Origin of the sequence: Pseudomonas sp. EYE_354 (assembly GCF_023148575.1) — a bacterium.
In the GTDB taxonomy this organism is placed as follows: domain Bacteria; phylum Pseudomonadota; class Gammaproteobacteria; order Pseudomonadales; family Pseudomonadaceae; genus Aquipseudomonas.
The window spans coordinates 18,211-31,002 of record NZ_JAHXNQ010000005.1; the positions used below are offsets into that span (position 1 = coordinate 18,211).

The 12,792-nt window shown below is 60.1% G+C and carries 10 protein-coding genes; all 10 read left to right on the plus strand.

Going from position 1 to position 12,792, the window contains the following annotated elements; genetic code table 11:
- Positions 1-286 precede the first annotated feature (286 nt).
- Positions 287-730 carry an RNA polymerase-binding protein DksA gene (dksA, locus tag KZX66_RS08275; protein ID WP_076965038.1) on the plus strand — a complete coding sequence of 148 codons (444 nt, stop codon included), beginning with the start codon at positions 287-289 and terminating at the stop codon, positions 728-730.
- Positions 731-813: 83 nt separating this feature from the next.
- Positions 814-1,701 carry a tRNA glutamyl-Q(34) synthetase GluQRS gene (gluQRS, locus tag KZX66_RS08280; protein WP_248078235.1) on the plus strand — a complete coding sequence of 296 codons (888 nt, stop codon included), beginning with the start codon at positions 814-816 and terminating at the stop codon, positions 1,699-1,701.
- Between the two features lie 62 nt (positions 1,702-1,763).
- A complete protein-coding gene (locus KZX66_RS08285) occupies positions 1,764-1,940 on the plus strand; it encodes a hypothetical protein (protein WP_003176118.1) in 177 nt (58 codons plus the stop codon).
- Positions 1,924-4,878 (plus strand): sensor histidine kinase, encoded by a 2,955-nt coding sequence (locus KZX66_RS08290; protein WP_248078237.1) that lies wholly within the window; start codon positions 1,924-1,926, stop codon positions 4,876-4,878. The genes KZX66_RS08285 and KZX66_RS08290 overlap by 17 nt, the downstream gene beginning before the upstream one ends.
- Before the next feature lie 22 nt (positions 4,879-4,900).
- On the plus strand, positions 4,901-6,340 hold the full coding sequence (locus tag KZX66_RS08295; RefSeq protein WP_248078239.1) for a sigma-54 dependent transcriptional regulator: 1,440 nt from the start codon (positions 4,901-4,903) through the stop codon (positions 6,338-6,340).
- A gap of 695 nt (positions 6,341-7,035) precedes the next feature.
- On the plus strand, positions 7,036-8,442 hold the full coding sequence (locus tag KZX66_RS08300) for a polynucleotide adenylyltransferase PcnB (protein WP_248078241.1): 1,407 nt from the start codon (positions 7,036-7,038) through the stop codon (positions 8,440-8,442).
- Between the two features lie 2 nt (positions 8,443-8,444).
- The gene (gene folK, locus KZX66_RS08305; RefSeq protein WP_248078243.1) at positions 8,445-8,942 is read left to right on the plus strand and encodes a 2-amino-4-hydroxy-6-hydroxymethyldihydropteridine diphosphokinase; all 498 of its coding nucleotides are present in this window, start codon (positions 8,445-8,447) and stop codon (positions 8,940-8,942) included.
- Between the two features lie 214 nt (positions 8,943-9,156).
- Positions 9,157-9,957 (plus strand): 3-methyl-2-oxobutanoate hydroxymethyltransferase, encoded by an 801-nt coding sequence (gene panB, locus KZX66_RS08310; protein WP_248078245.1) that lies wholly within the window; start codon positions 9,157-9,159, stop codon positions 9,955-9,957.
- A complete protein-coding gene (gene panC, locus KZX66_RS08315) occupies positions 9,954-10,805 on the plus strand; it encodes a pantoate--beta-alanine ligase (protein WP_248078247.1) in 852 nt (283 codons plus the stop codon). The genes panB and panC overlap by 4 nt, the downstream gene beginning before the upstream one ends.
- Positions 10,806-11,030: 225 nt before the next feature.
- On the plus strand, positions 11,031-12,695 hold the full coding sequence (pgi, locus tag KZX66_RS08320) for a glucose-6-phosphate isomerase (protein ID WP_248078249.1): 1,665 nt from the start codon (positions 11,031-11,033) through the stop codon (positions 12,693-12,695).
- Positions 12,696-12,792: the final 97 nt, after the last annotated feature.

The following is a 12,792-nucleotide window of genomic DNA, read 5'->3' on the forward strand; positions in this document are numbered from 1 at the left end:
ATTCTACCGAACCCTGGCGGTAAAACATGTTCTATTGCCTGCCCGGCGGCCTTTGCGGTCCGGGCAAGCACGCGCAAAACGACTAAAATTGACATTCGGGCCGCGACATACCCAGTCACGACGGGCTGCGGCAGTTTGCAACCCCGGCGCGACAGGCTCGACAACCGGGAGTGGCGCACCCCGAATCTATCTGGTAAGTTCGCCCGCTTGCAGCCGCAGGGCCGGCAGGTGTCGGTGACGTTGCAATCCTGCGCAATGGATTAGAAGAGTGAGAGGCGGTCTATTCATGTCCACCCAAGCAAAGCAACAGCAGACTCAAGGCCTCGGCGGCTTCGAACCCTACGTGGAAAAAAAGGGCGAGGAGTACATGGGCGAGCCCATGCGCGAGCACTTCACCAAGATCCTGAACAAGTGGAAACAGGACTTGATGCAAGAGGTTGACCGTACCGTTGACCATATGAAGGACGAAGCCGCCAACTTCCCGGACCCGGCCGACCGTGCCAGCCAGGAAGAAGAGTTCGCCCTCGAACTGCGCGCCCGTGATCGCGAGCGCAAGCTGATCAAGAAAATCGACAAGACACTGCAACTGATCAAGGACGAAGAATACGGCTGGTGCGAGTCCTGCGGCATTGAAATTGGCATTCGCCGCCTGGAAGCTCGTCCTACCGCCGATATGTGTGTGGACTGCAAGAACCTGGCAGAAATCAAGGAAAAGCAGGTCGGCAAATAATCCTGCCGAGCTGAACGAATGGGGCGTGCGAACGCCCCATTTTTGTTTCTGGCATTCGGCGGTTTTCCAGTAGTATCCGGCCCATGACAGCCTCTACCTATATCGGGCGTTTCGCCCCTACGCCCAGCGGCCATTTGCACTTCGGCTCGCTGGTCGCCGCCCTCGCCTCCTACCTTGACGCCCGCGCCCACCACGGTCGCTGGCTGATGCGCATGGAAGACCTCGACCCTCCCCGCGAAGAGCCCGGCGCCCAGGCTGCAATCCTCCACGCCCTGGAAAGCTACGGTTTTGAATGGGACGGTGAACTGGTCCGACAAAGCGCGCGGCATGATGCCTACGCCAAAGTACTCAATGACCTGTTCAACCACGGCCTGGCGTACGCCTGCACCTGCTCACGCAAACAACTGGAACTCTACAACGGGATTTACCCCGGCCTGTGCCGAAATGCCGGTCACGACCAGCAGGACGCCGCCATCCGTTTGCGAGTGCCGGAACTGGAATACCACTTCAGCGACCGCGTACAGGGTGAATTCCGGCAACACCTTGGCCGCGACGTCGGCGATTTCGTCATCCGTCGCCGTGACGGCCTTTATGCCTATCAATTGGCGGTGGTACTCGACGATGCCTGGCAAGGTGTGACCGATATCGTGCGCGGCGCCGATCTGCTGGATTCAACCCCGCGCCAACTGTACTTGCAGGAGCTGCTGGGCTTGCGCCAACCGCGCTACCTGCATGTACCGCTGATCGTCCAACCGGACGGCAACAAACTGGGCAAGTCCTACCGTTCGCCGCCACTGGCGACAGACCAGGCCACACCGTTGCTCGTCAGAGCCCTGCGCGCCCTTGGCCAGAACCCTGGTGTTGAGCTGCTTCACGCCAGCCCACGGGAACTGCTCGATTGGGGCATCCAGCACTGGGATGCCACCCTGATCCCACGGACACTGACACTGGCCGAAGCGCAATTGAGCTGAAGGCGCTTGCAGCTTGCCAAGCATCCGTTACCATCGCCGCAGTTTTTTAATCAGAGGCCAACATGTACATCTATCGATTGGTCCTGCTGCTGGTCGTCGGGATCTACCTGTTTTCTCCCGCCATCATGGATTGGTGGATCGACGCCACGGGCGCCTGGTATCGGCCCTATCTGCTGTGGCTGATCCTGATCGTCGTGACTTTCATCCTGCAGAGCCAAAAAGATGCCGATGAGCTTTAGCCTCACCCAGATGCTGCTGATCAGCGCCGCCTACCTGGCCGCGTTGTTCGGTGTGGCCTGGATCAGTGAGCGTGGAATGATTCCGCGGGCGATCATTCGCCATCCATTGACCTACACGCTGTCCCTCGGCGTCTACGCCAGCGCCTGGGCATTTTATGGCACGGTGGGCCTGGCCTATCAGTACGGTTATGGCTTTCTCTCCAGCTACCTCGGCGTATCCGGCGCGTTTTTGCTGGCGCCGGTGTTGCTGTACCCAATCCTGAAGATCACCCGTACCTACCAGCTGTCGTCCCTGGCAGACCTGTTCGCTTTCCGTTTTCGCAGCACCTGGGCCGGCGCGCTGACAACGGTGTTCATGCTGATTGGCGTATTGCCGTTGCTGGCCCTGCAAATCCAGGCGGTAGCGGACTCCATCAGCATCCTCACCCGTGAACCCGTGCAACATGTGGTGGCCCTGGCCTTCTGCGCGTTGATCAGCCTGTTTACAATTTTCTTCGGTTCACGCCATATCGCCACCCGCGAGAAACACGAAGGCCTGGTGTTTGCGATTGCCTTTGAGTCGGTGATCAAGCTGATCGCCATTGGTGGCGTCGGTCTCTATGCCCTCTACGGCGTCTTCGATGGCCCGCAACAGTTGGAACTGTGGCTGTTGCAGAATCAGACCGCCCTCGCCGCCCTGCACACGCCGTTACAGGAAGGCCCGTGGCGTACGTTGCTGCTGGTGTTCTTCGCCTCGGCGATCGTGATGCCGCACATGTATCACATGACCTTTACCGAAAACCTCAACCCTCGCTCACTGGTCAGCGCCAGCTGGGGCCTGCCGCTGTTCCTGCTGCTGATGAGCCTGGCGGTGCCGCTGATCCTGTGGGCCGGCCTTAAGCTGGGCGCCACCACCAACCCCGAATATTTCACCCTCGGCATCGGCATTGCCGCCAATAGTCCGGCCCTGGCGCTGCTCGCCTACGTCGGCGGTTTATCGGCGGCCAGTGGGCTGATTATCGTCACAACGCTGGCGCTGTCGGGCATGGCGCTCAATCACTTGGTGCTGCCGCTGTACCAGCCGCCCGCCGAAGGCAATATCTACCGCTGGCTGAAGTGGACACGCCGTGCGCTGATCGTTGCGATCATCATGGCTGGCTACGGCTTCTACCTGCTGCTGGGCGCGGGCCAGGACCTGGCCAACCTCGGCATCGTTGCGTTCGTCGCCACCTTGCAGTTCTTGCCGGGTGTGTTGTCGGTGCTGTACTGGCCGACCGCCAATCGTCGTGGGTTTATCGCCGGTCTGCTCGCAGGGATTCTGGTCTGGGTCGTGACCATGCTGTTGCCGCTGGTCGGCAACCTGCAGGGCTTTTACATCCCACTGCTGAATATGATCTACGTGCTGGACGACACCAGTTGGCACATGGCGGCGATTGCGTCGTTGGCCGCCAACGTGCTGATGTTCACCCTGATCTCGCTGTTTACCAACGCCAGCCCTGAAGAAACCAGCGCCGCCGAGGCCTGCGCCGTGGATAACGTTCGCCGCCCGCAGCGCCGCGAATTGCACGCGGCGTCGCCCCAGGAGTTCGCCACGCAATTGGCCAAGCCACTGGGCGCCAAGGCGGCGCAAAAGGAGGTCGAACAGGCGCTGCGCGATCTGTACCTGCCGTTTGACGAGCGCCGCCCCTATGCACTGCGCCGTTTGCGGGACCGCATCGAAGCCAACTTGTCCGGCCTGATGGGCCCCAGCGTGTCCCAGGACATGGTGGAAACCTTCCTGCCCTACAAAGCCGGCGGTGAAAACTACGTCACCGAAGACATCCACTTTATCGAGAGCCGGCTGGAGGATTACCACTCACGCCTCACAGGACTTGCCGCCGAACTCGATGCCCTGCGCCGCTACCATCGCCAGACCCTGCAGGAACTGCCGATGGGCGTGTGCTCATTGGCCAAGGATCAAGAGATCCTGATGTGGAACAAGGCCATGGAAGAACTCACCGGCATCGCCGCGCAGCGGGTCGTGGGTTCGCGCTTGAACACACTGGGCGAGCCGTGGAAGGAATTGCTGCAAGGCTTTATCAATGTGCCCGACGAGCATTTGCACAAGCAGCACCTGGCTCTAGACGGCCAGACCCGCTGGCTCAACCTGCACAAAGCCGCGATCGACGAGCCCCTGGCGCCGGGTAACAGCGGCCTGGTGTTGCTGGTCGAAGACCTCACCGAAACCCAGATGCTCGAAGACAAGCTGGTGCACTCCGAACGCCTGGCTAGCATTGGTCGACTGGCGGCAGGGGTGGCCCACGAGATCGGCAACCCGATCACCGGCATCGCCTGCCTGGCGCAAAACCTGCGCGAAGAGCGCGAAGAAGATAGCGAAATCATCGAAATCAGCGGGCAAATCCTCGAGCAGACCAAACGGGTGTCGCGCATCGTGCAGTCGCTGATGAGCTTTGCCCATGCCGGCGCCCATCAGAATCAGGACGAGGCGGTGTGCCTGGCCGAAGTGGCCCAGGATGCCATTGGGCTGCTGGCCTTGAACCGGCGCAATTTCGAAGTACAGTTCTTTAATTTGTGCGACCCGGACCATTGGGTCGACGGCGACTCACAACGCCTGGCCCAGGTGTTGATCAACTTGCTGTCCAACGCCCGCGATGCAACACCGGCCGGTGGCGCAGTAAGGGTCAAGAGCGAGGCTTTCGAGCACACGGTCGATCTGATCGTGGAAGACGAAGGCAGCGGCATTCCACAGAACATCATGGACCGATTGTTCGAACCCTTCTTCACCACCAAGGACCCAGGTGAAGGTACCGGTCTGGGCCTTGCACTGGTCTATTCCATCGTTGAAGAGCATTATGGACAAATCACCATCGACAGCCCGGCTGACATTGAAAGCCAACGCGGCACCCGTATTCGGGTGACCTTGCCGCGTCATGTCGAAGCGACGTCCGCTGTGAACTGAGACCGTCGAGAGAATTGAATCAATGCCGCACATTTTGATCGTCGAAGACGAAACCATTATCCGCTCTGCCTTGCGTCGCCTGCTTGAACGTAATCAGTACCAGGTCAGCGAAGCCGGCTCGGTGCAGGAAGCACAAGAGCGTTTCAGCATTCCCACGTTCGACCTGATTGTCAGTGACCTGCGCCTGCCCGGCGCGCCCGGCACCGAGTTGATCAAGCTTGGCCAGGGCACGCCCGTGCTGATCATGACCAGCTACGCCAGCCTGCGTTCGGCGGTGGATTCAATGAAGATGGGCGCGGTGGACTACATTGCCAAGCCTTTCGACCACGATGAAATGCTTCAGGCCGTGGCCCGCATCCTGCGCGACCGGCAGTCGGCCAGCAGCGCACCGGCCGAACAGCGCCCGGCGGGCAAAGCCGCCACCGGTGCGGACAAACCGGGCACCGACAACAGCAACGGCGAGATCGGCATCATCGGCTCCTGCCCCCCGATGCAAGACCTGTACAGCAAGATCCGCAAAGTGGCACCTACCGACTCCAATGTACTGATCCAAGGCGAGTCGGGCACCGGTAAAGAATTGGTGGCACGTGCGCTGCACAACCTGTCAAAACGTGCCAAGGCGCCGATGATCTCGGTGAACTGCGCGGCAATCCCCGAATCGCTGATCGAGTCCGAACTGTTCGGGCACGAGAAAGGTGCATTTACCGGCGCCAGCGCCGGACGTGCGGGCCTGGTGGAGGCGGCGGACGGCGGCACGCTGTTCCTCGATGAAATCGGCGAGTTGCCACTGGAAGCACAAGCGCGCTTGCTGCGGGTGCTGCAGGAAGGTGAAATTCGCCGTGTGGGCTCAGTGCAATCGCAGAAGGTCGATGTGCGCCTGATCGCGGCGACTCACCGTGACCTCAAGAGCCTGGCCAAGATCGGCCAGTTCCGTGAAGACTTGTATTACCGCCTGCACGTGATCGCCCTCAAACTGCCGGCCCTGCGCGAACGTGGCGCCGACGTCAACGAGATCGCCAGCGCATTCCTGCTGCGCCAGAGTGCGCGCATCAACCGTACCGACCTGAAGTTTGCCCCGGACGCCGAACAGGCCATCCGGCATTACTCGTGGCCGGGTAACGTGCGGGAGCTGGAAAATGCGGTCGAGCGTGCGGTGATTCTGTCGGAGAGCCCGGAAATTTCCGCCGAACTGCTGGGCATCGATATCGAACTCAGTGATCTGGAGGATGACGATTTCATCGGCCTGTCCCCGCAGCAGGGCGGCGCCAGCAATACCAGCCATGAGCCAACGGAAGATTTGTCACTGGAAGACTACTTCCAGCATTTCGTCCTTGAGCATCAGGACCATATGACCGAGACCGAGCTGGCACGCAAACTCGGCGTGAGCCGCAAATGCCTCTGGGAGCGTCGCCAGCGCCTGGGCATCCCGCGTCGCAAGACCGGCGTGGCCAGCGAAAGCTGAGGGGGCGCCCCCACAGGTAACACCCATTGATGTGAAAAAACTGTTACCGCTGATTTTTTGCGTAACAAAAGCCGGGGCTTACGGTAACGAAGCCCCGGCTTTTTTTGCTCCGTCAAAAACCCGAAACCACCTCAAACCCCCGGTTTTGCTGGCCGGCGCAAAAGTTGGCACGCCCCCTGCTATATGCTTAGTACAAAAACAATAACAAGCTTTGTACAAACAATAAAAATAAGACGAATCGACTCACGCATAACAAAAACAACACGGCGGAGGCGCAGCTAACTGATTCTTTTGGAGAGGCGTTGCATTTGGGGCTTGCCCCGCAACCAGGCCGAGAACAACAAAAACTGCCCTAAGGCAGAGCCTGAACTGGTTGGATCGTAGATCAGCAACACAGCGACCAAAGCAATCCGTTTGCTCTTTACTCCCGATTGGGAGTGTCATGAAGGTAAAACTCCATGACGAGGGCGATCAACAAAAACAAGAAGCCCGAAACCAATAATAAAAATAGAGCACGCAACTACTTCTGGGGGAGCTTCGGCTCCCCTTGTAGTTTCTGTGATTTGGCATTTTAAGGCTTATGGCGCAAGGCCGAAGCTTGTTCCTACACCATCCCCTGACTAAATGCTAGAATCCCCGCCCATCATCCGGTCATTCTTCGTTATGGCCGAACATTCCTTCAAACAGTGCATCCCATGCTGAAGAAGTTGTTCCAGTCATTCCGTTCTCCCTTGCGTCGTACGCAACACAAACGCAGCACGCCTGAAGTGCTCAACAGCAGCCAACATTCGCTGCAACGCGCTCAATTCAGCCGTTATGCGGTGAATATCGTCGAACGTTTGCAGAACGCCGGCTACCAGGCTTATCTGGTGGGCGGGTGCGTACGCGACATGCTGCTCAATATCACACCCAAGGATTTCGACGTCGCCACCAGTGCCACGCCAGAGCAGGTGCGTGCCGAGTTCCGCAATGCGCGCATCATCGGCCGTCGCTTCAAGCTGGTGCATATCCACTTTGGTCGCGAAATCATCGAAGTGGCAACGTTCCGTGCCGGCCACCCGCAAAACGATGAAGAGGAGGACACTAATCAGTCTTCCCGCAACGAGAGCGGGCGCATTCTGCGTGACAACGTCTATGGCACCCTGGAAGAAGACGCGCAACGCCGCGACTTCACCATCAATGCCTTGTATTACGACCCGGTCAGCGAGCGCATCCTCGATTACGCCAACGGCGTGCACGACATCCGCAACAACCTGATCCGCCTGATCGGCGACCCAACCCAGCGCTACCAGGAAGACCCGGTACGTATGCTGCGGGCCGTGCGCTTTGCCGCCAAGCTCAACTTCGGCATCGAAAAGCACACTGCTGCGCCGATCCGCGAACTGGCGCCCATGCTGCGGGAAATTCCTTCGGCGCGCCTCTTCGAAGAAGTGCTCAAGCTGTTCCTGTCGGGCTACGCCGCCGACACCTTCGAGATGCTCGTCGACCTGCAGTTGTTCGACCCGCTGTTCCCGGCCAGCGCCGAAGCCCTGGAGCACAACCCCACCTATACCCACACGTTGATCAGCGAAGCGTTGATCAATACCGACCTGCGCATCAAGCAGAACAAACCGGTCACCCCGGCGTTCCTGTTTGCCGCCTTGTTGTGGCCGGCCCTGCCAAAACGCGTACTGCGCCTGCAAGACCGCGGCATGCCGCCGATCCCGGCCATGCAGGAAGCAGCGCACGAACTGATCGCCGAACAGTGCCAACGCATCGCGATTCCAAAGCGCTTTACCATGCCGATCCGCGAAATCTGGGACATGCAGGAGCGCCTGCCACGCCGCAGCGGCAAACGCGCCGACCTGCTGCTGGACAACCCGCGTTTCCGCGCCGGCTATGACTTCCTGCTCCTGCGTGAAAGCGCTGGCGAGCAGACCGACGGCTTGGGCGAATGGTGGACCGACTATCAGGACGCCAATGACAGCGAACGCCGCGAGATGATTCGCGAGCTGGGCAGCAAAGGTGATGGCGAAGGTAGTGGGCCGAAGAAGCGTCGTCGCAGCAGCGGCAGCAAGCGCAAACGCAGCGCCGCCGATGCCTCGGGCGCCGCAGGCGAATAAACGTGGAACGTATCTACATCGGCATGGGCAGCAACCTGGCTGCCCCGGACCAACAACTGCGCAACGCCGTCCAGGCAATGGCGCAGTTACCTGACACCCGCGTCGCCGGCGTGTCGGCGTTCTATCAAAGTGACTCCCTGCTCGCAGGCCAACCGCGCTACACCAATGCGGTTGCCGCGCTGGACAGCAACCTGGCGCCACTCGAGTTACTCGATGCGCTGCAAGCCATCGAAAACGACCAGGGCCGCGAACGCCTTGAACGCTGGGGCCCACGCACGCTCGACCTGGACATTCTGCTGTTTGGCGATCGCCTGATCGACGAGCCGCGCCTCAAGGTGCCGCACTACCAGATGCACCTGCGGGCGTTTGTACTGTATCCCCTGGCCGAACTCGCTCCCGCCACCCTGCAACTGCCTGACGGGCAACGGCTGAACGCCCTGCTCGAGGCCTGCCCGTTTGTCGGCCTGGAACGCCTCTCCCCTGCTGAATCGCATCAGTAACAGCGGTAACACCGGCCTCGTAACAATGCGGTAACACATCCAATTGACTTCCCGTGTCCTCCTCACGACTATAGGCGTCCCGCTGCCGCCAACCCGGCGCTAAAGGGCGCAATCCAGGCCTTATAAGCACTGCTCTCAAGACAGTGCGCCTGTATAAACGAAGACTCACGCGCGTTACTCGCTGTTTCCAAGCGCCTGAACGAGGACCCTTTTGATGCCAGACATTACCCTGACCACCTTGCAGAGCCTCAAGCTCAAAGGTGAAAAAATCACCATGCTGACCTGCTATGACGCCACCTTCGCCCAAGCCAGTTGCCAGGCCGGGGTTGAAGTGTTGCTGGTAGGCGACTCCCTGGGCATGGTTCTTCAAGGGAATGACAGCACCCTGCCCGTGACCACCGATGAGCTCGCCTACCACACCGCCAGCGTCAAGCGCGGTAATGACGGCGCGTTCATCATCGCCGACCTGCCGTTCATGGATTACGCCACTGTCGAGCAGACCTTCCAGAACGCCGGCAAGCTGATGCGCGCCGGCGCACACATGATCAAAGTCGAAGGCGCCGTCTGGCTTGCCGAATCGATTCGCCTGCTGGCGGAGCGCGGCGTGCCCGTATGTGCGCACATGGGCCTGACGCCACAGTCGGTGAACATCCTCGGCGGCTATAAGGTACAAGGCCGCAACGAAGCCCAGGCGCGCCAGATGCGTGCCGATGCCATCGCTCTGGAGCAAGCAGGCGTGGCAATGATCCTGCTCGAATGCGTGCCCAGCGAGCTGGCTGCCGAGATCACCCAGGCCGTTAAAGTGCCAGTGATCGGCATTGGCGCCGGCTCGGCCACCGACGGCCAGGTACTGGTGCTGCACGACATGCTCGGTCTGTCGATCACCGGCCGCGTGCCCAAGTTCGTGAAAAACTTCATGACTGGCCAGGACAGCATCCACGCCGCACTGAGCGCCTACGTCGCCGAAGTCAAAGCGGTGACCTTCCCGGGCGCCGAACACGGGTTTTCTGCATGAACACCGTAAAAACCGTACGCGAACTGCGCGCAGCCGTGGCCCACGCCCGCAAGGCCGGCAAACGCATCGGCTTCGTGCCCACCATGGGCAACCTGCACAGCGGCCATGCCACGCTGGTGAGCAAGGCGGTGCAGCAGGCCGATTTTGTGGTCGCGAGCATCTTCGTCAACCCGTTGCAATTTGGCGCTGGCGAAGACTTGGACAAATATCCGCGCACCCTCGCTGCCGATCAGGAAAAGCTCCTGCAGGCCGGCTGCAACTTGCTGTTCGCACCGACCGTGGAGGAGATGTACCCCGGCGGTATGACCGGCCAGACTCGCGTCAGCGTTCCGCAATTATCCGAAGGCCTGTGCGGCGCAAGCCGTCCGGGGCACTTCGAAGGTGTAGCCACGGTGGTGAGCAAGCTGTTCAACATGGTCCAGCCCGACATCGCGGTGTTCGGCCAGAAGGACTACCAGCAACTGGCTGTGATCCGTGCCATGGTCCGTGACTTGAACATGCCGATCCAGATCATCGGCGAGCCTACCGTGCGCGCAGAAGACGGCCTGGCGCTGTCTTCGCGCAACGGTTTCCTCAACGAAGAACAGCGTGCGATCGCGCCGGTGCTGTTCCGCAGCCTCAGCCAGATTGCCGCCGCCATCAAAAGCGGCAACCACGACTTCGCCGCACTGCGCGCCGAGCAGGTACAGCAGATCGAAGCCGCCGGTTTGCGCCTGGACTACCTGGAAGTGCGCCAGGGCGTGCACCTGCGCCCCGCTATGCCTGAGGATCAGGACATTGTGATTCTGGTGGCCGCGTTTCTAGGCACCACTCGCCTCATCGACAACCTGCACCTGACCCTCGACTGACCCCCTCCAAACACCCCGTCTGTTGCCCTGATCGCTGTGCCGGTATAAAAAAGTACCGGCCACAGCGCAGACAAAGCCAAGACATATCGACACGCTAGGTTTAATGTAATCGCCCGGCGCTATGGTTAGCGCTGTCTGGAACCCGATCCTTGCAATAAGACTGGATGTTCCGGGCTTTGAAGTGTCCTAAAGGCAGTCCCAGTAATAAAAAGGAAACCCGCAGCGATGGCGTACTACCGCACTCCTCATGACGTTACCGCTCTGCCTGCCTGGCAAGCGCTCAACCAACACCGCCAAGCCATGCAGGATTTCAGCATGCGCGAAGCGTTCAATGCCGATCCTCAGCGTTTTTCCCAATTCACCTTGAGCAGCTGCGGACTTTTCCTCGATTACTCAAAAAACCTGATCACCGGCGAAACCCGTGACTTGCTGGTGGCGCTGGCAGAGGAAGTCGGCCTCAAAGACGCGATCAATTCGCTGTACGCCGGCGAACCGGTCAACTCGTCCGAAGGCCGCCCTGCGCTGCACACCGCCCTGCGCCGCCCGGTGGGCGACAAGCTGTCGGTCAACGGCGTGAATATCATGCCGGACGTGCACAAGGTGCTGAACCAGATCACCGATCTGGTCGGCCGCATCCACGACGGCCTGTGGCGTGGCTACACCGAAAAACCGATCACCGACGTGGTGAACATTGGTATCGGTGGCTCCTTCCTCGGCCCGGAGCTGGTGTCCGAGGCTCTGTTGTCCTACGCCCATAAAGGCGTGCGCTGCCACTACCTGGCGAACATCGACGGCAGCGAGTTCCATGAGCTGACCATGAAGCTGCGCGCCGAAACCACGCTGTTTATCGTCTCGTCGAAATCCTTCAACACCCTGGAAACCCTGAAAAACGCCCAGGCAGCCCGCGCCTGGTACCTGGCCCAGGGGGGCTCGGAAGCCGAGCTGTACCGCCACTTTATCGCCGTATCGAGCAACAACGCGGCAGCTGTGGCCTTCGGCATCCGCGAAGAAAACATCTTCCCGATGTGGGACTGGGTGGGCGGTCGTTACTCGCTGTGGTCGGCCATCGGCTTGCCAATCGCCCTGGCCATCGGCATGTCCAACTTCAAGGAACTGCTGTCGGGCGCGTACACCATGGACCAGCATTTCCAGAACGCGCCGTTCGAGCAAAACATGCCTGTGCTGCTGGGCCTGCTGGGCGTGTGGTACGGCAACTTCTGGGGTGCGCAGAGCCATGCGATCCTGCCGTACGACCACTACCTGCGTAACATCACCAAGCACTTGCAACAGTTGGACATGGAGTCCAACGGCAAGAGCGTGCGTCAGGACGGTAAACCGGTGTCCACCGACACCGGTCCCGTGATCTGGGGCGGCGTCGGTTGCAACGGTCAACATGCCTACCACCAGTTACTGCACCAGGGGACCCAGCTGATTCCGGCCGACTTCATTGTGCCGATCGTCAGCTTCAACCCCGTGTCCGACCACCATCAGTGGCTGTACGCCAACTGCCTGTCCCAGAGCCAGGCACTGATGCTCGGCAAGACCCGCAGCGAAGCCGAAGCCGAACTGCGCGACAAGGGCATTTCGGAGGACGAGGTGCAGAAACTCGCCCCGCACAAAGTGATCCCGGGCAACCGTCCGAGCAACACCCTGGTGGTAGAGCGCATCAGCCCACGTCGTTTGGGCGCACTGGTGGCGATGTATGAACACAAGGTGTTCGTACAGAGCGTGATCTGGGGCATCAACGCCTTCGACCAATGGGGTGTTGAACTGGGCAAAGAGCTCGGCAAAGGCGTGTACAACCGCCTGACCGGCGCCGAAGAAACCTTGGCCGAAGACGCTTCCACACAGGGCCTGATCAACTACTTCCGCGGTCGTCACCGCGGCTGATACAGGTACTTCCAAGGCCAACGTTCGTTTGGACGTTGGCCTTGAACCCTCTCCACACAGGGTGCATCTTTACAACTTGTCGCCAAAACAAGAATAA